This is a genomic window from Kordia sp. SMS9 (assembly GCF_003352465.1).
Taxonomy (GTDB): domain Bacteria; phylum Bacteroidota; class Bacteroidia; order Flavobacteriales; family Flavobacteriaceae; genus Kordia.
This window is the reverse complement of record NZ_CP031153.1, coordinates 250,001-270,687: the sequence shown is the minus strand read 5'-3', so window position 1 is coordinate 270,687 and position 20,687 is coordinate 250,001. Positions and strand designations below refer to the sequence as shown.

The window sequence follows — 20,687 nt, the reverse complement described above, 5'->3', positions numbered from 1 at the left end:
ACGCTTATAAACTTTCCGATGAAAAATTAAATACTTTTCTTATATTGTGAACTGTTCTCCTGAATAGAAAATATTATAATACGTATGCGCATAAAATTATCAATGATTGCTGTGCTTTTAGTTATTTCAAACTTCGTAAAAGCGCAAGACGATCTAAAAAGTTATCTCACACTTCCACAGGAACTTGCAAAAAATGCCAATGCCGTTATTCGGCTTAGTGAAACCGTTGTTGATGTAAAAGCCATCAATGATATGGAAGTTACCCAAAAACGAATTGTAACCGTATTAAATGAAAATGGCCTGAAGCAAATTGGCGCCGTAGTTTGGTACGATAACGATATAAAAGTTAAAAATGTAGAAGTTCGAATTTACGATCAAGCTGGAAGGCAAATAAAGAAAATTCGAGAGCGCGACTTCCAAGATGTCAGTGCTGTAGATGGCGCAACGATGTATACAGATTCCCGTGTAAAATATTTAGATTACACACCGATATCGTATCCGTTTACAGCTGAATTTACAAGTGCAATTCAAACAAAAAATACGGCAAACGTTCGTGGATTTCGTCCGCTAGGCTATTATGTTGGTGTGCAAAAAAGCAGTTACAAAATTTACTATCCGTTATCATTTACGGTACACAAAAAAGAACTCAATTTGGAGGAATTTGGTGTCATCAAAGATGAAAAAGAAGGAAAACTTGTGTACAGTATTGAAAATGTTTCTGGAATCAAACCAGAAGCGTACAGTCCGTCAGAAGCTGACTTAAAACCAAGTGTATTTCTCGCGCTCAATAAATTTAATTATGATGGCGTTACCGCCGAAATTAACAATTGGGATGAATTTGGCAAATGGATGTATCAAAACTTACTCAATGGACGTGCAACGGTTGATGAAGCTACGAAAGCAAAAATACGCAGCCTAATTTTAGACGCAACCACCGATCGCGAAAAAGCCAAAATCATATACGAATACATGCAAAATAAAACACGCTACATCAGTGTGCAAGTGGGTATTGGAGGTTTTCAGCCAATTCCTGCCGAAGAAGTTGATACTGTGGGCTATGGCGATTGCAAAGGATTGTCTAATTATATGATGGCTTTGCTAAAAATTGCAGGTATTGAATCGTATTACACGCATGTGGAAGCTGGTGATGAAATTGTAGGTTTTTATGATGATTTTGCCTCGTTAGCGCAAGGAAATCATGTCATCTTAAACATTCCTAACAATGGTGATGATATTTGGCTGGAATGTACGAGTCAAAAAGTACCTTTTGGTCATATTGGAAAATTTACGGATGATCGAAATGTGTTGGTGATTACACCAGAAGGCGGAAAACTAAAACACACCAAAAAGTATACAACAGAAGAAAATCTTCAAGAAACCACGGGTATGTATACCTTAGATGCAAACGGAAATATAAAAGCGCAAGCGACAATAAAAACGCAGGGAATTCAGTATGACAATCGTTATTATTTAGAAGATCGTTCGGATGTAGATAAAGACAAATATTATAAAAGATACTTTCAAACCGTTAACAATGTCAATATTGACAACATTGAACTCAAAAACGACAAAAAGGACATCGCTTTTACAGAAAAAATAGCATTCAATGCAGATGCGTACGGTGTTGCTACAGGCGATAGAATGTTGTTTGCGCCCAATGCTTTTAACAGATTGACAAGCATTCCTGATCGCTATCGAAATCGTAAATTCCCACTAGAAATTCAAAGAGGCTATTACGATCAAGATGCGTATGAAATCACCTTGCCAAGCGATTACACGATTGAAGCCATTCCTGAAGATGTGTTGTACGAAACCAAATTTGGAACCTATTCGTATTCCATCACACAAAAAGACGATCAAACATTACAATACAAAAGAACCTTCAAAATAAACGATGGTTTGTATCCAAAAGAAGAATATAAAAACTATCGAAAATTTATTAAAAAAATCGTTCGTTACGATGGTTCAAAAATCGTATTAATCAAAAAATAACCTATTTCCCTTACGTCCATAATAATAACAATTCACAAATGAAAAAACACACACTATTCGTGCTTGCGCTATTATGTTTTGTCACATTGCAAGCTCAAGATTTCGAGTTTGGAGAAGTATCCAAAGCCGAATTAGAAGAAGCAAAACACCCAACAGATCCCGAAGCAAGTGCTGCAATTCTTTATGAAAGAAACTATATCACGATGCGTTACATTCAGGGTGAAGGATTTCAAATAGAAACCAACATTCACAAACGTATCAAAATATATAACAAAGACGGTTTTGATTGGGCAAATCACTCCGTTCCGTTATACAAAAGCAGCGGAGGAAATCGTGAAAAAGTGTCCAATTTGAAAGCGTACACCTATAATTTAGTCGGTGGAAAAATTGAAGATACAAAACTGCGCAAAGATGGAATTTTTAAAGAAAAACGAAATGAATATGTAGACATTCAAAAAATTACGATGCCCAATGTAAAAGAAGGTTCTGTCATTGAATATCGTTACAAAATGATTTCTCCCTATTATGGAAATATCAATGAAGTCTACTTTCAATACTCAATTCCTGTAAATCACATTGAAGTTTCTTTCGAAGCACACGAATATTTCACTTATAAAAAACATTACAAAGGGTATTTTAGATTAAATCCAAAAGAAGGCAGTCGTCCAGGGAAAATTAGTATAAATTCAAAGTCTAAAAGTAACTTTGGAGGAAAAACTAATTTCAGTCGTGATGAAATTGACTTTTCTTTTAAAACTACTAAATACGAACTCAAAAATGTACCAGCATTGAAAGCGGAAAATTTTGTTAGCAATATTGAAAACTATCGCAGTGCTGTAAAATTTGAATTGGCACAAGTGCAAATGCCAAATCAAATACCAGAATACTACGCAAAATCGTGGGATAATGTCGTAAAAACGATTTACAAAAGTCAAAGTTTTGGCGGCGAATTGGAAAAAGCATCCTATTTTAAAAGTGACATAGATAACCTAATTGCAGGCGAATCTGATGATATGCGAAAAGCAGCGAAGATTTATACCTATGTGCGCGACAGAATCAAATGGAATGGAAACTATGGAAAATACACGGATAAAGGCGTTCGGAAAGCCTACAAAGAAAAAACAGGAAATGTTGCGGATATGAATTTGATGCTAACAGCCATGCTGCGTCATGCAGGTATTAGTGCCAATCCTGTCATTTTAAGCACACGTTCACACGGAATTACCTTGTTTCCAACGTTAGAAGGATTCAACTATGTCATTACAGCTATTGAAGTTGAAAATGCTGTTATTCTGTTAGATGCTACCAATTACTATGGAGAGCCAAATGTACTGCCAATGCGCGCTTTAAACTGGTCAGGACGACTGATACGTAGAGACGGAAGTTGGAGTCAAATCAGTTTGATGCCAAAACAATCTGCCTTGCGTGCTACAATGATAAATGTTACCTTAGATGAAGAAGGTGACTTAACAGGAAAACAACGTACACAATTTACCTCTCACAATGCATTGACATTTCGCGAAAATTACATTCAAGCAGACAAAGAAGATTATTTAGAAAAACTGGAAAATAGCATTGAAGACATTGAAATTTCAGAGCATGCTGTAAAAAATGTAACCAGCGTTGGAAAACCAGTAATGGAATCGTATGCGTTTGAAAAAGAGTCGCAAGCAGAAATCATTGGAGATAAAATGTATTTTTCGCCACTGTTTTTCTTAGCAACCGATGAAAACATGTTCAAAGCAGAAGAGCGCGTATATCCTGTTGACTTTGGCTATCCTTGGAAGCGAAAAATTATGTTGAATATCAAGTTGCCAGAAGGGTACGAAGTTGAGTCATTGCCAGATGCAAGCGCTGTAAAAATGCCAGAAGGTTTGGGTGAATATTCGTTCAATATTTCCAAAACGCCGACGGGAATCAGTGTGGTAATGTCAAAAGAAATCAAATCGTCTGTGATTACGCCAGACAAATACGGCGCTTTGCGCGAATTTTACAAAATGTTGGTAGAAAAGGAAAAAGAAAAAGTAGTATTGAAGAAGATTTAAAACACACTTAAAAGTGAAAATGTTTCTGCAAAAACGCATGAACTAATTCATTGAAAAACTATATTTTTACAAGTGACTTTATAACGCGTTTATAAAGTCACTTTTACATTAAAACAAACTTAGCCTTATGAACTTGAAAGCAGCACAACTAGACGTAGATACTTGGATCAAAGAACACGGCGTTCGTTACTTCAATGAATTAACCAACATGGCGCAGCTTACCGAAGAAGTTGGCGAAGTTGCGCGGATTATTGCCAGACGCTACGGCGAACAAAGTGAAAAAGAAAGTGACAAAGACAAAGATCTTGGTGAAGAATTGGCAGATGTGGTTTTTGTAGTACTGTGTTTGGCAAATCAAACCGGAATTGACTTACAAGCAGCTTTTGATCAAAAAATGGACAAGAAAACCAAACGCGATCACGATCGTCATCACAACAATGAAAAATTGAAATAACGACTGTTCAACTCTCAATCAGCATACATAAAAAACTATGAAAATTGCCGTATTTAGTACCAAATCGTACGATCAAGAATACTTTGAAAAATATAATAATCAATACGAGTTCTCTTTTTTTGAAACCTCTTTAGATTCTTCAACGGCAAGTCTCGCCAAAGGATTTGATGCTGTTTGTGTATTTGTAAATGATACGGTCGACGAAGAAACGATTGCAATACTTTCAAAAAAAGGAGTACAATTAATCGCGCTGCGTTGCGCAGGTTACAATAATGTGAACATAGAAGCTGCCAAAAAATACAATATCAAAATTGTACGTGTGCCAGCATATTCGCCAGAAGCGGTTGCGGAACATGCGATTGCGTTAATTTTGACACTCAACCGAAAAACACACAAAGCATACAATCGGGTTCGTGAAGGAAACTTTTCCTTAAAAAACTTGATTGGTTTCAACATTCACGGTAAAAAAGTTGGTGTGATCGGAACGGGACAAATCGGAGCTACATTTTGTAAAACCATCATAGGATTTGGTTGTGAAATTATTGCATTCGACATCGCAGAAAACAAAGAATTGGTCGATTTGGGTGTTACATATCTTCCGCTAGAAGAAGTATTTGCTCAAGCAGACATTCTGTCGTTGCATTGTCCGTTGAACCAATATACCAAACACGTCATCAACAAAAATGCAATTGCATTGATGAAAAAAGGTGTCATGATTATCAACACAAGTCGTGGCGCATTAATCAACACTGCTGATGCCATAGAAGGACTGATCAATGAAAAAATTGGCTATCTAGGTATTGACGTGTACGAACAAGAAGAAGATTTGTTCTTTGAAGATTTGTCCGAAAGTATCATTCAAGACGAATATATTTTGCGTTTGATGAGCTTTCCAAACGTATTGATTACTTCGCATCAAGCGTATTTTACCAAAGAAGCCATGCGCGAAATCACACTGACAACACTAGAAAACATACAGGCTTTCGAAAAAAATCAAATATTAAAAAACGAAGTAAAGTAACCAATTTTTTTTACAACCTATCAATTCAATATCATGAACGTAAAGCTTCAAAAATCAACGCTTCAACAACAATCAAACATTGCGATAACAGGTTCCAAAAGTGAATCCAACCGATTGTTATTACTACAAGCTTTATATCCAAACATTGACATCAACAATATTTCCAATTCAGACGATGCTGCGTTGATGCAAAAAGCGTTGCAGTCTACAAATACCATAAAAGACATTCATCACGCAGGAACCGCCATGCGATTTCTCACAGCATATTACGCCACCAAAGAAGGACAAGAAATTACCTTAACAGGTTCGTCACGCATGCAAGAACGTCCTATTAAAATATTGGTAGAAGCCTTGCAACAATTGGGCGCAGATATTCAATATGCAAATAACGAAGGCTATCCACCATTACATATCAAAGGAAAAAAATTACAAGGAAATCAAGTAACATTAGCCGCCAACGTAAGTAGTCAGTACATTTCTGCCTTACTCTTAATTGCGCCAACCTTGGAAAATGGAGTATCGCTTACGCTGGATGGAAACATTACGTCAGTTCCGTACATAAAAATGACGCTTTCGTTGTTGAACGAACTTGGAGTTGCTACCAATTTTAAAGGAAACACCATCACTGTAGCACGATTTGAAGCTGCGCAAGAAGCAAAAGTGTTTACAGTAGAATCTGACTGGAGTTCGGCGTCGTATTTTTACAGTTTAATCGCGCTTAGCGACATTGGCACAACCATTACACTTTCAGCTTACAAGCAAAACAGCTTGCAAGGAGATTCATGCTTGGCAGAAATTTACACAAAATTTGGGGTTGAAACGAAATTTGATACGAATACCATTACATTGACCAAAACGCGTGAAGCAACTCAGGAAACCATCAAGCTCGACTTAAAAAATGCACCAGATATTGCGCAAACTATTGCTGTAACGGCGTTCGGATTGCAATTGTCTTGTGAAATGGTCGGATTGCACACTCTAAAAATAAAAGAAACAGATCGGTTGGTAGCACTCAAAGTGGAACTTGAAAAATTAGGCGCTTCTGTCGATATTACTGACGCTTCTTTACATTTGCACAAAGCATCAAAAATTCACGAAAACATTTCCATAGAAACGTACAAAGATCATCGAATGGCAATGGCATTTGCACCGTTGGCGTTACGCGTACCAATTTGTATTGAAAAAGCGGATGTAGTGTCGAAATCTTTCCCAGATTTTTGGACAGATTTGCAAAATATAGGCATAGAACTCACAGAAATTTAAAAAAACTCACTAAATACTTGACAACCCCTATGTTGAGATTGTATATTTGCCATTCTTAAAAAATAACTTAAAAGACTTATGGCAAAAAAGCTATCGCATTTTAATTTTGATCTTCCTGAAGATTTATTAGCTGAATACCCTTCTGAACACAGAGATGAAGCACGTTTAATGGTGTTAAATCGCGAAAAACAAACCATAGAACACAAACAATTCAAAGATTTAGTGGACTATTTTGATGAAGGAGATGTAATGGTGTTGAACAATACGAAAGTATTTCCAGCAAGATTGTTTGGAAACAAAGAAAAAACAGGCGCGCGTATTGAAGTCTTTTTATTAAGAGAGTTGAACGAAGATCAGCGTTTGTGGGACGTTTTGGTTGATCCGGCACGAAAAATCAGAATCGGAAACAAATTGTATTTTGGTGAAGACGAAAGTTTAGTTGCAGAGGTTATTGACAACACGACTTCGAGAGGTCGTACGTTGCGTTTCTTATATGACGGTTCGTATGAAGAATTCAGAACAAAATTAGGGGAACTTGGACAAACACCACTTCCAAAATACATCAAAAGAGATGTAGAGCCAGAAGATGAAGAACGTTACCAAACTATTTATGCTAAGGAAGAAGGAGCTGTAGCGGCACCAACGGCTGGATTGCACTTCTCAAAGCACTTGTTAAAGCGTTTGGAAATTAAAGGAATAGACTTTTCTGAAATCACGTTGCACGTAGGTTTAGGAACGTTTAATCCTGTAGAAGTTGAAGATTTGTCGAAGCATAAAATGGACTCTGAGGAATTAAAAATTCTTCCAGATGCTGTAGAAACCGTAAACAGTGCCAAGAAAAACAAGCGCAAAGTTTGTGCGGTTGGAACAACGGTAATGCGTGCATTGGAAAGTTCAGTGTCATCAGATTTAACGTTGAATGAATATGAAGGTTGGACCAACAAATTTATCTTTCCTCCGTACGAGTTTAGCATTGCAAACTGTATGATTACCAACTTTCACACACCAAAATCGACACTTTTAATGATGGTTTCTGCCTTTGCAGGTCACGATTTTATCTTAAAAGCGTATGAAGAAGCGATCAAAGAAGGATACCAATTCTATTCGTATGGTGATGCCATGTTGATTCTTTAACTAGAAAAACACAAAATATATTATATTCAAAATCCTGCCGAAAGACAGGATTTTGTTTTTTTATACCAAATGTAAATTGTAGTTGAGTGAATTGAAGTTAGGCAATTTCAACAAAAAGCCCATCGTCTGTTTTCTCCACTTTTGCCAAACTGTTTTTGGTGAGTTCTTTGATAGATTTGTCCCACTTTTTGTTAGACAGTCCTGCTTGTGCTTTCAAATCCGCTAATGGTAATTTTTCAGCTTTTTTCAACAATTCTAAGACTGCTTTTGCTTCGTCAGTTAGTGGAATTTGCTTTTTCTCAGGACGCATTTGCGGGAAGAACAATACTTCTTGAATCGACGGATTGTTTGTCAAATACATAATCAAACGATCCATTCCAATACCTAAACCAGAAGTTGGTGGCATTCCATATTCGAGTGCGCGAATAAAATCATCATCAATAAACATGGCTTCGTCATCTCCTTTTTCGGAAAGTTTTAATTGTGCTTCAAAGCGTTCGCGTTGATCAATAGGATCGTTCAGCTCTGAATATGCGTTCGCAATTTCTTTTCCACAGACCATCAATTCAAAGCGTTCTGTTAATTCTGGATTTTCGCGGTGTTCTTTACACAACGGACTCATTTCTTTTGGATAATCGGTAATGAAAGTAGGTTCAATATAATTTCCTTCACACTTTTCACCGAAAATTTCATCGATCAATTTTCCTTTTCCCATCGTTTCATCCACGTCGATTCCCATGTCTTTCGCAGCTTCGCGCAATTCCTCTTCCGATTTTCCAGTAATGTCAAATCCTGTAAAATCTATGATTGATTGCGTCATGGTGACACGTTTGTACGGCGCTTTAAAATCAATTTGGTGTTCGCCAAAAGTAGCTTCTGTCGTTCCGTTTACGGCAATGGCACAGTGTTCCAATAAACTTTCTGTGAATTCCATCATCCAATTGTAGTCTTTATACGCGACATAAATTTCCATCGCAGTAAATTCTGGATTGTGCGTACGATCCATTCCTTCGTTTCGGAAGTTTTTAGAGAATTCGTACACACCGTCAAATCCGCCCACAATCAAGCGCTTCAAATACAATTCATTGGCAATTCGCATATACAACGGAATATTTAATGAGTTGTGATGTGTGACAAACGGACGTGCTGCTGCACCACCTGGAATTGGTTGTAAAATTGGTGTTTCTACTTCAAAATAACCTGCTTCATTAAAGAAGTTACGCATTGCGTTGAACAATTTTGTACGCTTTACAAACACTTCTTTTACGTGCGGATTCACGACTAAATCTGCATAACGCTGACGATATCGTTGTTCAGGATCGTCAAACTTGTCATACACAACGCCGTCTTTTTCTTTTGGTAATGGCAACGGACGCAACGCTTTGCTCAACACGGTAAAGTTTTTCACCATGACGGTTTGCTCGCCAACTTTCGTTGTAAACAACTCGCCTTCTATCCCAATAAAATCGCCAATATCTAATAATTTTTTATAGACGTCATTGTAGTGTGATTTATCTTCTCCAGGACAAATTTCGTCTCTGTTAAAATACACTTGAATTCGTCCGTCCGCATCTTGCAATTCGGCAAAAGAAGCAGAACCTTGAATACGACGCGACATTAATCTACCTGCAATGATCACCTGTTTACCTGCTGCAAATGTGTCTTTTACCTGTTTCGAAGTGTGATTTACAGGATATAGATTTGCTGGATACGGATTGATGCCGAGTTCGCGTAACTTTGAAAGTTTTTCCCTGCGAACGATTTCTTGCTCTGATAATTGCATAGTATTATGTGTAAATTTAAGTTTGCAAAGATAAATACATTTCATTAGTATACCAATGTATTGATTTGGAAATATTTGAAGTAGTTTTACTTCTGAAATGGTCGGTTGCTGTAACTTTTTGGGTGTTTTTAAGTCTTACAAGTATCATCAATCATCAAACAAAAATTAACATGAGTATATGGAGAGTATTGCTGGCAATTATATTTCCGCCCTTATCTGTTGTCGATAAAGGTTGTGGTTCTGTAATAATTGTCTTTATTTTGTGGCTTTGCGGATGGGTTCCTGGCACGATAGCTGCATTGGTCATTGTAAATAATCCGAATCAATAAAATTAATTTAATAAAATTTATATGAAAAAAATGTATTTCGCAGTACTTGTGGTATTGCTCACTTTTTGCACAAGTTGCGAATTCTCTGAAACTATTTACATCAACGACGATGGAAGTGGAAAATTATCTATGTATTTAGACGGATCTGAATTAATGCCAATGATGGGCACACAAATGACAGGCGGACAAGAACAATCTATTGACTCTATGATATCATTTAAAGATATGTTTAAAGGAAATAGCAAGTTTATTTCTGAAATATCTGATACTGATCGAAAAATGATCAAAAGTCTTGAAAACTTGAATGCACACATGGTTTTGGACACCAAAAAGAATAAATTTAATGTGGATCTTTTTACAGATTTTAAGAGTGTCAATGACATCCAAGAAATGTTTGGTGCTGTAAATTCACTTGCTAAAATTGCAAAAAACAGCAATGCAATGGGAAGCGGAAATCCTTTAACTAATACAAATATTGACAAGTTGACCAAGATGAATTATTCGTATGATACGAAAACGTTCAAACGCGCATTAAACATCATGGATAAAGGGTTGATGGATAAACTTAAAGAAAATCTTGGGCAAGCCGAAATGTTATTAGCTGCCTCAACGTACAAGCTGAATTATCATTTCCCTAGAAAAATTAAATCAGTTTCTGATGAAAATGCCGTGATGGCAGAAGATGGAAAGAGTTTTTCGGTAAAAGTGAATGCGTTGGAATTTGTAAACAATCCAGAAATGCTCAATTTAGAAGTGGAATTGGAGAAATAAAAATCATATTTACAATATAATATAAGAGGAATTGCAACTACGCAGTTCCTCTTTTATATTTTACAGAGAAATTATAAAGATGATTTTCCTAAAATTTTTATAAAAGAAATGCCCGAAAAAGAATCGTAACGTAAAACGAATATAATTATCGTATTTTTGTGCTTTATAAAGCATGCAGACATTGAACAAGATCATACAAGTACAAGATTTAGGTACAAAAGATTATAAAGAAACCTGGGATTTTCAAGAGGAATTATTCAAGGAAATTGTAGATACGAAGATTAAAAATCGTCGTGAAAATGCAGGTTTGGACACAAAAAATCATTTTCTTTTTGTAGCACATCCACATGTGTATACTTTAGGAAAAAGTGGCGATATGTCTAATTTATTGTTAGATGAAACGCAGTTGGCGGCCAAAGGCGCTACGTTTTACAAAATAAATCGTGGTGGCGATATTACGTATCACGGACCTGGACAAATTGTAGGATATCCAATTTTGGATTTGGAAAATTTCTTCACCGACATTCACAAATACTTGCGATTATTGGAAGAAATGATCATTCTGACACTAGCAGAATACGGTTTGAAAGCCACAAGAAGTGAAGGCGAAACAGGCGTTTGGCTCGATGTTGGTACACCATTTGCACGAAAAATTTGTGCTATGGGCGTTCGGGCGAGTCGTTGGGTAACCATGCATGGTTTTGCGTTGAATGTCAATGCGGATTTGGGCTATTTTGACAACATTATTCCGTGTGGAATTCGTGGAAAAGCGGTTACTTCTTTAAATGTAGAATTAGGGAAAATGCACGTTGACGAAGCAGAAGTGAAAGAAAAACTATTGCGTCATTTTGAAACATTGTTTGAGGCGGAACTTGTATATCAAATGGTGGAATGAGAGTTCAGAAACTGTTATTATTGATGATTACAGCGGCAATCACAGCTATTTTGCTCTTCGTTGGAATTATTAATTATATCGGCAATTTAGACAAAGAAACGCCGTCAACTGCCATTTTCTTTTTAGGAGTTACAGGAGCTTTTAGTGTATATTTTCATTTTAAAACGAAAGAAATTTATCCTTTTGCCGAATTTGATAGCAAATTAGAAGAATTATCCAAAAAATACTGGGCGTTGCATGTTTCCTTTGGATGTACACTGTTGATTCTAGGAATTTATGCTACTATTTCTTGGTTGAAAAATCCAAAAGAAGTTGACCTAATTGCAATTCCTATCTTTGTCACGCTTTTGGCTATTTGGACATTGTTAGATACATATTTTTTGAATAAATTTATAGTTTCTCACAAACAACGTCTGGAACGTCGTGAAGAAATAGACAACATCAAAGGTACTACAGACGAATCATAAATCGTGAAAGTTTTTGTGTGTTCTGGTTTATTTCATATTTTACCACGTTTATGAAAATACTTAAAATCATACTCTTAACCATTACTTTTGGAATTGCATTGTTGTTTGCTACTGAATTCCCTATGAGATTAAAAACAGGTCTACAATACATGCCATTGTATGATTTGATAATGATTTCGTTAACCATTTTGTTTAGCTTTTTGTGTGCAGGATATCATATTGTAAGTCTAAAATATTACAGAAAAAATAAACCAAGTACTGATATTGGAAAATTATTGTGGATCGCTGCTATCGGTTGTTCATTATTTGCAATGTATGTAGCTGTAGTTGAATTTGTAAAGGCTTTTAGGGCTGATATTCAAATGGAAATACTTCTTGTGCTGGTTGGTGTTTTTATATACGGAGTTTTAAATATAGTAGAAGTTGTATATCTTAGAAAAAAAATAAACCTATTAGTAAAAACTTCGTTTACATCCGAAATTGACGACATAGGTAATTCACATTGATACTCATTTATTCATGCGCGTTTTAAAAATACTATTCATCATCATTTCATTTGCAATCATTGGCATGTCGCTTCTAACCATGTATCAATTTTCGATGTTGGCGGGAGAAGAAGGTGTTCCCAATGTGTTATATATTGTTTTTGGTCTTTTGATCGTATTTTCATTCTTCAATATTATATATCACATCAAAAGTTTCCGTTTTTACAGGCGCAAGCAGAAACAACGATTGGATAAAAAACTACACAAAATATTCTGGATGGCAGGTTTTCTACTTCCAGGTTTTCTGTTTATTTTACTATCCATGGCATTGTATAATACTGCAGGTCGTTTTGCAGATGGTTATGTCAAATCAGAAGAAATTGTTGTGATGCTTGTCTTTCTTGTTGTTGGGATTACAGAATTTTTAGAAACTTCTTTGTTGCAAAGACGGATCAAAAAATTGAAGGAAAACCGTGAAATTAAAAGCGAAATTGACGATATTGGAGCCGTAAACTAGGATCACTACATGCGTTTTATTAAAATACTTTTAATTATTAGTTCCTTAATTGTAATGGGTGTAGCGATATACATTGTGATGTATGAACTTTCACGTTACAATTTAAGTCAACTTCCGCTGTCTTTATACTTCCATATGAGTTTTGCCTTTATTTCAGCAGCAATCAATATTATTTTTCATGTGAGAAGCTTTCAATATTACAAACGCAAAGAAAACGTACGATTGCATAAAAAAATACATAAAATCTTGTGGGTTGGCGCTATTTGCTTCGCTGCATTCTTAATATATGTAGGAGGCGTTACCTTATATTCTTTAATACTACTTATCGAATATGGATACAATGGGCAGCAACTGTTGGTAATTTTTTTATTTATCATCGGAGGTTGTTTAGGTTTTTTAGAAGCTTCGATCTTAAAAAAACGTATGCGACGCTTGCGTAGCGAAAACAATACCATGGATGAAATAGACAATATTGGAAAAGAAGTAGACTACTAATGCGTGTTTTAAAAATAATATTGATGGTCTTTTTGGGGGTTTTAGTAACCTTTATGACCTTTATGTTTTTTGGTGCAACGGAAGATGCTACTGATCCAAAAACTAAAAAGTTCTTTGCCATTATGTTAGTGTCTATTGGACTTGGTATTTTTTTGGGAATCATGGCACTTTCGTATCATTTCATCAGTTTCCGTTATTACCGAAAAACCAACCGTATGCGAAGAATGAAAAAAGTACCTGCCTATTTTTTGGTGTGTGCCATCTTATCTCACATATATTTTCTTCTGATCAGTACTACATTTCTAGCAGGCGGTATTTTTGGTTTTATGGATATAAAAAACAGCGAAGCATTTGTTTTTTACCTTATTACACTTTTCATTTTTGCATATGCAATTGGGAGTCTCATTGAAACAGGTATTTTAAAAAAACGCATCCGACAATATGAAAAAGATGTTTTTCTTCGTGATGAAATTGATACGATTGGAGTTTCGGAATCTTGAATTAGTATTGAGTTGTTAGTATTGAGTATTGAGAAGTTTCAAAGGAAATAATTCGTGAAAATCTAACTGCAAACCAAAAAAGACAATTTTGTGCATTCGTGATAAGAAGTAGTGAGTAGTGAGTATTGAGTATTGAGTATTGAGAAGTTTCAAAGGAAATAATTCGTGAAAATCTAACTGCAAACCAAAAAAGACAATTTGTGCATTCGTGACAAGAAGTAGTGAGTTATGAGTAGTGAGAAGTTTCAAATGTTGAATGCTAAATTTTAAATTGAAGTTAGGCTTAAAAATTCGAGTAAATCATCATAAAAGTTAGTCTAAAATCATTTGTGAATTCGTGGTTAAAAAAGAAGTTTATTAGTTTAAACACGCAACAATCAAAAAAAATATAAAACGCTAAATGAAAAATGAAAAATGAAAAAGTATTTTTCTAACACCTAACACCTAACACCTAACACCTAACACCTAACACCCAAAACCCTAATTCAACTTATACACCAAAATCGTATTGTTTTCTCCTTTGGTTACAGCTTCCAATTGAGTGTCTTTGTCAAAATTGTCAAGATCTATTGCAGAACTTCCAAACACTGGAAAACCTGCAATCGGTTTGGCGTTGCTGTCAAATAAGTACACTTTTCGCGCGTCTTTATCAGTAATACTTACGTAAATTTTATTGCGAATTAAAAAGAGCTTCGGTTTGCTATACGAACCAAAATCGAGTTCCACGGTTTTGTCTTTGATGCGCAATTTATTCTCAAAGAAACTCACCAAAGTTTTGGTTGTCATTACGACATCGTGATTGGCTTCTACAGGCAATTTTGTCGTTTGAAACTGTCCTTTGCTATCAATCTGAATCAAATTTCCATCGCGATCAGACGTCGTAAAAAGATTGTTGTGAATGTACATCGTATTGTCCGAAAACTGAATGTTTTTCTTAGGCGTAATTCTCGGTTTTCCAGTGCGCGACAAAATGTGCAATTTCCCGTTGCTTTCCTGAAACGTAATATAATCTTTCGTTTGTACTCTAAAATGCTGCGGCGGATTGATAAAATCGTTCTCCGAGCCAGAAAACTTAAATCCAGCGACTTTGTTTAGTTTCTTGTCGCGCATGTCCACTTTGTTGCCTTCGGTAAATACAAAACGGTAATTTCTCGATTTGTCATAATCAAAAATTGCAACAGGTTGCGTGTAGCTTTTCTTTGCTTTTCTCGGATACGGTTGTACGTCATTTCCGTTTCTATCCAACACATAAAAAGATTGCGGTGTCGTAAATGCCAATTGCAAACGTCCATTTTTATACAAATCTACTTGTGAAATCTTTCCTAAAATACGTCCGTCAACTTCCTTTTTCCACAATACTTTTCCTGCGGTAGAAATCAAATACAACATGTTTTGATCATCTTGAACGATAATTTCCTTTCGTTTTGTCACATGATTTTTTACAAACTGCGGATTGGAAACGGCAGGATTATCCAACACAACATTCAACAATTGCGAAATGGTATTCTCGGAAGGTTTGACAGTATTTCGCTTCAAAATTCCGTGTACATGTGCATAATTACTTCCTTTTTCGTTGGTAAATTGCAAGGTGGCAAACGGATATTCTTCCAGATTCATACTAGCAATTTCTTTTTGATATTTCTTTGGAGCACTTTCCGCGAATGTTTTCTTAAACTTTTCCGTATTCACCATCATCAGCAACGAAGATTCATCGCTTAAATTTTTGATCGTTTCTATATAATTCTCTTTGTAAAACAGTGTTTGTTTGTCTTTGTACATGCCAATCAACATTGCCAAACTGCGCAAACCATCAGGTTCACAAAACACCATATATTCGTCTAAAATCACAAAATGACGATTGTCAAACTGATTGATAAACGGCGTAAAATGATCCTTAAAAAGTGTATCATCTTCGTTTTTGTGAATCTTACTGTTTCGAACGGTGCTTATTTCAGGTTTGGTTTGTAACTGTGTGAAGGCTTCATTGCTGGAAGAAATAAATCGAAATCCTGTAAAAGTAGTTCCGTTAAAAGAAAACGTGGCAACTTCTTCCAATGCATCTAACAGTGAATTTTTAGTTGCTGGGTGAAACTTCTCGTAGGCATCAAACGTAACCGCCGTAAAATGTTCAAAAAATGGCGGAATCACTTTTGCGATTTTCGAAGCTCTTGGAATTGTATTTTTCAAAGAACTCAGCGAATGATCAAGCGAATCGTTCGCAGTGATAATTCCGGTAAAAGACAACTCATCAGGCAAAATACTTACATCCAATGCGGCTTGCGCACCAAAATTTGAAACGATATTTGTAGTTGCATTTGGGAATAACTTCTTCAACAAAGGCTGCAGATACTTCGGATTCGCCAAAATAGTCGCCGATTTCGTTTCGTCAATCGTAGCGTACACTTTTTTCATCGCTTCTGATACTGTTGCCTTTTTGTACGAACGAATGCAATTTTCAATCAACAATTCCGAAGACGAATTTACAAAAATACTATCTGCAATAAAGGTATAATTCACACGATTGTTCAGTGTTGTTTTCGTGATTGTGTTGCCTTCATAGGTAATTTTTTCGGTAGAAACTTTCGCCAACGAATCGAGCGCAATCAAATCAGGATGCATTTTAGTAATAAACGTATATTCAAAACTATTCTTTCCCAATTCATTAAAACACAACAACGATTTTGACATTGGTTTTACATATTGCAAATATTCCACAAAGGCATTAAAATCTGTTTTAAACGCAGGTTTTCGAAATGATTTTAGCAACTGATTATTTTTTAATTCACTGCGGAAACTTTCAAAATTCTGAATCTGAATAATAGCCGAAGCATGTAGTGGCGCGTATGCCAAAAGTGAAGACCTTTTAGGAATTTCGGTTTCACAACCAATACTTAGTATAATGAGAAGAAGAATGAAAATTCTTTGCATGTAATTTCTATTTAAAACACCATCTGGTGTCGTTGCCCTTTTATATCTTTACAAAAATATAAAACTTACCAATTTCCCAATTAGGTTCGCGGTAATAGAATTACAGTTGTTATTAACAAAAATGCTATTTTGGCTCCAGCGACATCACATACGCATAACTTTCGTTTAGCAAATCTGCTAATCTGTCCAAATCCGTCAGCATGTTTTCAGGAATTAACACATATCCTTTCATCGTAGCACCATACGATTTGTAATAATCGGAGTTAAATTCTTGGATATATTTTTCCTGTACTTCTTTCGAATATCGAAAGCCAATTTCGCCAGCTTTGTTCAGTAAACCAAACATGTGTCCGTTTGCCGAAGTATAAATCATACTCTTGCCTTTTAGGGCAAAGTCAGGACATTTTGCCACAATAGCATCAAAAATTTCAAGTTGTTTTTCCCACATACTAAAAAATAAAAATAGTGATTTGTAATATATTACAAATCCAACGTATACTGTTCAGGAAGCAATCGGAACGACATACGGTGATATTTGGTAGTTCCGTATTTTTTAATTGCTTCACGATGTTCTACGGTAGGATAGCCTTTATTTTTTTTCCAATTATACATCGGAAACTCTTCGTGAATCTTTTCCATATACGCATCACGATAGGTTTTTGCTAATACAGAAGCAGCAGCAATATTCAAATACTTTCCATCGCCTTTAATAATAGTTTGATGCGGAATATCTTTATAGGGTTTAAATTTATTACCATCTACAATAATGTGTTTTGGAGTTACCGAAAGTTGATCCATCGCTTTGTGCATTCCTAAAATAGAAGCATTCAAAATATTAATTTGGTCAATCTCAATAGGAAAAATATGTGCTACGCCAAACGTTAGGGCTTCCAATTCAATAACAGGGCGCAATAGTTCACGTTTGCGTTCGCTCAACTGTTTTGAGTCGTTTAACACCTCATTTGAAAAATCTTTAGGTAAAATCACGGCCGCTGCGGTTACAGGTCCTGCAAGACATCCGCGTCCAGCTTCATCCGTTCCTGCTTCCAGTACATCCAATAATTGTAATGCTAACATGTCTAAAATCTTAATAGACAAATCTATCTGTTCTGCAAGTCAAATCAAAATTGAAAAATAAAATAAGAAGACTCAAAAACTACAATTTATGATTTCAATAACAAAACTTAGCTTTTTATTTCGATCAAAAAGTATACTTTTGTTGCATAGCTAGCGTAAAATGCTTGATGAATTGTGAAGAATACGCTAAAAAAGTCAAAAAAGTGAAGTACATCCTTTTCGTTATCATAACATGTATTACAATTTCTGCCGTACAAGCGCAGAAAAAGTTACAACCCATACCAAAAGACAAACAGCAACTCAATCAGCAACGTGCTGATGGTAACGCTAACAGCGATTCTGAAAAAGACAAAACAGGCGAACGAAAAGAATATGATATCAATCTCTACAAAATCATTTCTCACCAACGCGATACCACTGCAGTAGATACCACGCTCACCATTGAAAAAGATTACAAATACAATTACCTTCGAAAAGATGATTTTGGACTGATTCCTTTTGCGAATTTAGGACAAACCTACAACAGTTTGACATATTCATTTGATAGAACACAAGCGTTTCCGGATATTGGAATGCGCGCAAAACACTTCAACTATGATGAAGTAGAAGATGTAAAATATTTCAACGTGCCAACACCTACTACGGAGTTATTCTTTAAAACCGCCATGGAGCAAGGGCAACTCTTAGAAGCGTTTATTACCATGAATACGTCAAAACGAATGAATTTTTCCATCGCTTACAAAGGAATGCGTTCTTTGGGGAAATATCAAAACGTACTTAGTAGTACAGGAAACTTCAAACTTACTGCAAACTACCGAACCAAAAATGATCGCTACGGATTGCGGGCACATTTCTATTCACAAGATGTGCTGAACAACGAAAACGGAGGATTAACGGCAGAAGCAGTTACGGACTTTGTAACGGGCGTAGAAGAATTCACCGATCGTTCGCGCTTGGCAGTTCAATTTCAAAATGCAGAAAACATTCTCGTTGGAAAACGCTATTATTTAGAGCATGACTACAAAATCGTTCGACAAAAAGATTCTTTACGAGACAATAACTTGCGCATTGGGCACACATTCAATTACGAAACAAAATATTACATTTTCAATCAAGACTCAGAAAATGAACTGTTTGGAGATGCTTTTGTGTCATCATCATTAAGAGATCGTACGCAGTTGCGAAAACTATTCAATCAAGCAAGTCTAAGTTACACCACAAAAACATTTGGAGACGTAAAATTCAAAGCCAATCATACAAAATACAATTACTTCTTTGATAAAATCTTGTACACAGCAGATGGTAATGTAGTTCCAAACCAACTAGAAGGCGATGTCATCGCTATTGGAGGGCAATGGCAACACACCATTGCAGGAATCCGACTGAAAGCAGATTTACTAGCAAATATCTCGGGAGAACTTGGTGGAAACTACTTCACAGGAAGTGCGCGCTACAAACTAAATGAAGACATAGATCTTGGAGCTTCAATTGTCATAAATTCCAAAGCACCAAACTTTAACTTTTTGGTAAATCAAAGTGATTACATTGCCTACAATTGGCGAAACAGTTTTGAAAATGAACGCACGCAAAGTATCAATTTCAGTTTAAAATCCAAAAAGTGGTTGAATGCCGATGTGAGTTTTACATCGCTAGACAACTTTACATACTTTTCAGGACTCACTGATGGAGCGCAAATATCACCACAACAAAGTCAAGATGCAATAACATACTTAAAAGTAAAAGTAGGACGCGAATTCCGTTATGGGAAATTTGCGCTCAACAATACCATAATGTATCAGCAAGTTGGGCAAACAGGCGATGTATTCAATGTCCCAGAATTGGTCACTAGAAACACCATATACTACACGGACAAATGGTTTAAAAAAGCATTATTCATTCAAACGGGAATCACATTCAACTATTTCACGGAATACTTCGGAGATGCATACAGTCCATTACTGGGGGAATTTTATAGTCAAAACCAGCAAAAAATTGGAGGCTTCCCACGTTTTGATGTCTTCATCAATGCCAAAGTACGGCGTACACGCATCTATTTCAAGTTAGAGCATTTAAATTCATCGTTTACAGGCTACGAATTCTTCTCAGCACCAAACCAACCGTATCGCGATTTCATCATCCGTTTCGGACTCGTCTGGAATTTCTTCTCATAAACCCACGCTATTCGAAGTTTTCAATTGCTATTCGAAGTTTGCAACTTCGACATGACCAGTTCAAGTTTATAACTTGGACTGCTTGTGTTTCCAATTTGCTAGTTGAAGTTTGGGGCTTCAATCAACTTGAATTCGCGCGCCAATAAATTCTGTAAGGATGGTTAATTTAAGTTTGGAACTTCGGCAAAAATCAAAAAAACTTTCCCTTCTAAATGCCTAGTGAATAAGCTGTTAGAATTAGTATTAAAAAAAGGCTTAAAAAAGTATTAGGAAGTTATAAAAAGGTGATTATATTTGCAGCCGCTAAAACGGGAAGTTTTGGTTTTCAGCAATACGTTCTGATTATTTTTTTGAATGATA

19 protein-coding genes are annotated in these 20,687 nt (G+C 35.8%); 15 read left to right on the top strand and 4 right to left on the bottom strand.

All coding sequences use genetic code 11. From position 1 onward, the window contains the following. Window positions 1-84: 84 nt before the first annotated feature. The 6 genes from KORDIASMS9_RS01210 to queA all read left to right on the top strand — a co-directional run bounded on the left by KORDIASMS9_RS01210 (window position 85) and on the right by queA (window position 7,909). The gene (locus KORDIASMS9_RS01210; RefSeq protein ID WP_114901092.1) at window positions 85-1,992 is read left to right on the top strand and encodes a DUF3857 domain-containing protein; all 1,908 of its coding nucleotides are present in this window, start codon (window positions 85-87) and stop codon (window positions 1,990-1,992) included. Between the two features lie 38 nt (window positions 1,993-2,030). Then, complete coding sequence (locus KORDIASMS9_RS01205; RefSeq protein ID WP_114901091.1) at window positions 2,031-4,037, top strand: transglutaminase domain-containing protein; 2,007 nt, start codon at window positions 2,031-2,033, stop codon at window positions 4,035-4,037. Between the two features lie 127 nt (window positions 4,038-4,164). After that, window positions 4,165-4,491, top strand: a complete 327-nt coding sequence (locus KORDIASMS9_RS01200; protein ID WP_114901090.1) for a nucleotide pyrophosphohydrolase — start codon at window positions 4,165-4,167, stop codon at window positions 4,489-4,491. 37 nt (window positions 4,492-4,528) lie between these two features. Beyond that, entirely contained in the window at window positions 4,529-5,512 is a 984-nt protein-coding gene (locus KORDIASMS9_RS01195; RefSeq protein WP_114901089.1) for a 2-hydroxyacid dehydrogenase, read from the top strand. 33 nt (window positions 5,513-5,545) lie between these two features. Further along, window positions 5,546-6,775 carry a 3-phosphoshikimate 1-carboxyvinyltransferase gene (locus KORDIASMS9_RS01190; RefSeq protein ID WP_114901088.1) on the top strand — a complete coding sequence of 410 codons (1,230 nt, stop codon included), beginning with the start codon at window positions 5,546-5,548 and terminating at the stop codon, window positions 6,773-6,775. Between the two features lie 78 nt (window positions 6,776-6,853). Continuing rightward, window positions 6,854-7,909, top strand: coding sequence for a tRNA preQ1(34) S-adenosylmethionine ribosyltransferase-isomerase QueA (queA, locus tag KORDIASMS9_RS01185; RefSeq protein ID WP_114901087.1), 1,056 nt, complete (start codon window positions 6,854-6,856; stop codon window positions 7,907-7,909). Between the two features lie 97 nt (window positions 7,910-8,006). Here queA and lysS read toward each other — a convergent pair whose 3' ends face one another. Further along, window positions 8,007-9,692: a lysine--tRNA ligase gene (gene lysS, locus KORDIASMS9_RS01180; RefSeq protein WP_114901086.1), complete on the bottom strand. Its 1,686-nt coding sequence runs from the start codon at window positions 9,690-9,692 to the stop codon at window positions 8,007-8,009. 170 nt (window positions 9,693-9,862) lie between these two features. On the opposite strand from lysS, the gene KORDIASMS9_RS01175 reads away from it, so the two are divergent. The 8 genes from KORDIASMS9_RS01175 to KORDIASMS9_RS01140 all read left to right on the top strand — a co-directional run bounded on the left by KORDIASMS9_RS01175 (window position 9,863) and on the right by KORDIASMS9_RS01140 (window position 14,151). After that, a complete protein-coding gene (locus KORDIASMS9_RS01175; protein ID WP_114905110.1) occupies window positions 9,863-10,021 on the top strand; it encodes a YqaE/Pmp3 family membrane protein in 159 nt (52 codons plus the stop codon). 21 nt (window positions 10,022-10,042) lie between these two features. Further along, window positions 10,043-10,792 (top strand): hypothetical protein, encoded by a 750-nt coding sequence (locus KORDIASMS9_RS01170; protein ID WP_114901085.1) that lies wholly within the window; start codon window positions 10,043-10,045, stop codon window positions 10,790-10,792. 181 nt (window positions 10,793-10,973) lie between these two features. Continuing rightward, window positions 10,974-11,687: a lipoyl(octanoyl) transferase LipB gene (gene lipB, locus KORDIASMS9_RS01165; protein ID WP_114905109.1), complete on the top strand. Its 714-nt coding sequence runs from the start codon at window positions 10,974-10,976 to the stop codon at window positions 11,685-11,687. Continuing rightward, window positions 11,684-12,154, top strand: coding sequence for a hypothetical protein (locus tag KORDIASMS9_RS01160; RefSeq protein WP_114901084.1), 471 nt, complete (start codon window positions 11,684-11,686; stop codon window positions 12,152-12,154). Before lipB ends, KORDIASMS9_RS01160 begins: the two co-directional genes overlap by 4 nt. A gap of 50 nt (window positions 12,155-12,204) precedes the next feature. Further along, window positions 12,205-12,660 (top strand): hypothetical protein, encoded by a 456-nt coding sequence (locus tag KORDIASMS9_RS01155; RefSeq protein WP_114901083.1) that lies wholly within the window; start codon window positions 12,205-12,207, stop codon window positions 12,658-12,660. Window positions 12,661-12,673: 13 nt separating this feature from the next. Continuing rightward, a complete protein-coding gene (locus KORDIASMS9_RS01150; protein WP_114901082.1) occupies window positions 12,674-13,156 on the top strand; it encodes a DUF4149 domain-containing protein in 483 nt (160 codons plus the stop codon). Window positions 13,157-13,165: 9 nt separating this feature from the next. Beyond that, on the top strand, window positions 13,166-13,651 hold the full coding sequence (locus tag KORDIASMS9_RS01145; RefSeq protein WP_162819709.1) for a hypothetical protein: 486 nt from the start codon (window positions 13,166-13,168) through the stop codon (window positions 13,649-13,651). A gap of 53 nt (window positions 13,652-13,704) precedes the next feature. After that, entirely contained in the window at window positions 13,705-14,151 is a 447-nt protein-coding gene (locus KORDIASMS9_RS01140) for a hypothetical protein (RefSeq protein ID WP_162819708.1), read from the top strand. A gap of 480 nt (window positions 14,152-14,631) precedes the next feature. On the opposite strand, the gene KORDIASMS9_RS01135 is transcribed toward KORDIASMS9_RS01140, so the two are convergent. The 3 genes from KORDIASMS9_RS01135 to KORDIASMS9_RS01125 all read right to left on the bottom strand — a co-directional run bounded on the left by KORDIASMS9_RS01135 (window position 14,632) and on the right by KORDIASMS9_RS01125 (window position 18,156). Then, window positions 14,632-17,079, bottom strand: a complete 2,448-nt coding sequence (locus KORDIASMS9_RS01135) for a hypothetical protein (protein WP_114901079.1) — start codon at window positions 17,077-17,079, stop codon at window positions 14,632-14,634. A gap of 124 nt (window positions 17,080-17,203) precedes the next feature. Continuing rightward, window positions 17,204-17,527: a hypothetical protein gene (locus tag KORDIASMS9_RS01130; protein ID WP_114901078.1), complete on the bottom strand. Its 324-nt coding sequence runs from the start codon at window positions 17,525-17,527 to the stop codon at window positions 17,204-17,206. A 32-nt stretch (window positions 17,528-17,559) separates the two neighbouring features. Next, entirely contained in the window at window positions 17,560-18,156 is a 597-nt protein-coding gene (locus KORDIASMS9_RS01125; RefSeq protein WP_114901077.1) for a ribonuclease HII, read from the bottom strand. Between the two features lie 203 nt (window positions 18,157-18,359). Here KORDIASMS9_RS01125 and KORDIASMS9_RS01120 point away from each other — a divergent pair, with 203 nt between their 5' ends. Further along, window positions 18,360-20,327, top strand: coding sequence for a putative porin (locus tag KORDIASMS9_RS01120; protein ID WP_240321110.1), 1,968 nt, complete (start codon window positions 18,360-18,362; stop codon window positions 20,325-20,327). Window positions 20,328-20,687: the final 360 nt, after the last annotated feature.

Excerpts from the sequence above, each read along its gene's own strand:
- KORDIASMS9_RS01210 (WP_114901092.1), top strand. The coding sequence starts at position 85 with ATGCGCATAAAATTATCAATGATTGCTGTGCTTTTAGTTATTTCAAAC.
- KORDIASMS9_RS01135 (WP_114901079.1), bottom strand. The coding sequence starts at position 17,079 with ATGCAAAGAATTTTCATTCTTCTTCTCATTATACTAAGTATTGGTTGT.
- KORDIASMS9_RS01190 (WP_114901088.1), top strand. The coding sequence starts at position 5,546 with ATGAACGTAAAGCTTCAAAAATCAACGCTTCAACAACAATCAAACATT.
- KORDIASMS9_RS01160 (WP_114901084.1), top strand. The coding sequence starts at position 11,684 with ATGAGAGTTCAGAAACTGTTATTATTGATGATTACAGCGGCAATCACA.
- lysS (WP_114901086.1), bottom strand. The coding sequence starts at position 9,692 with ATGCAATTATCAGAGCAAGAAATCGTTCGCAGGGAAAAACTTTCAAAG.
- KORDIASMS9_RS01130 (WP_114901078.1), bottom strand. The coding sequence starts at position 17,527 with ATGTGGGAAAAACAACTTGAAATTTTTGATGCTATTGTGGCAAAATGT.
- KORDIASMS9_RS01195 (WP_114901089.1), top strand. The coding sequence starts at position 4,529 with ATGAAAATTGCCGTATTTAGTACCAAATCGTACGATCAAGAATACTTT.
- KORDIASMS9_RS01170 (WP_114901085.1), top strand. The coding sequence starts at position 10,043 with ATGAAAAAAATGTATTTCGCAGTACTTGTGGTATTGCTCACTTTTTGC.
- KORDIASMS9_RS01175 (WP_114905110.1), top strand. The coding sequence starts at position 9,863 with ATGAGTATATGGAGAGTATTGCTGGCAATTATATTTCCGCCCTTATCT.
- KORDIASMS9_RS01145 (WP_162819709.1), top strand. The coding sequence starts at position 13,166 with ATGCGTTTTATTAAAATACTTTTAATTATTAGTTCCTTAATTGTAATG.
- KORDIASMS9_RS01200 (WP_114901090.1), top strand. The coding sequence starts at position 4,165 with ATGAACTTGAAAGCAGCACAACTAGACGTAGATACTTGGATCAAAGAA.
- KORDIASMS9_RS01205 (WP_114901091.1), top strand. The coding sequence starts at position 2,031 with ATGAAAAAACACACACTATTCGTGCTTGCGCTATTATGTTTTGTCACA.
- KORDIASMS9_RS01155 (WP_114901083.1), top strand. The coding sequence starts at position 12,205 with ATGAAAATACTTAAAATCATACTCTTAACCATTACTTTTGGAATTGCA.
- KORDIASMS9_RS01150 (WP_114901082.1), top strand. The coding sequence starts at position 12,674 with ATGCGCGTTTTAAAAATACTATTCATCATCATTTCATTTGCAATCATT.
- KORDIASMS9_RS01125 (WP_114901077.1), bottom strand. The coding sequence starts at position 18,156 with ATGTTAGCATTACAATTATTGGATGTACTGGAAGCAGGAACGGATGAA.
- queA (WP_114901087.1), top strand. The coding sequence starts at position 6,854 with ATGGCAAAAAAGCTATCGCATTTTAATTTTGATCTTCCTGAAGATTTA.
- KORDIASMS9_RS01140 (WP_162819708.1), top strand. The coding sequence starts at position 13,705 with ATGACCTTTATGTTTTTTGGTGCAACGGAAGATGCTACTGATCCAAAA.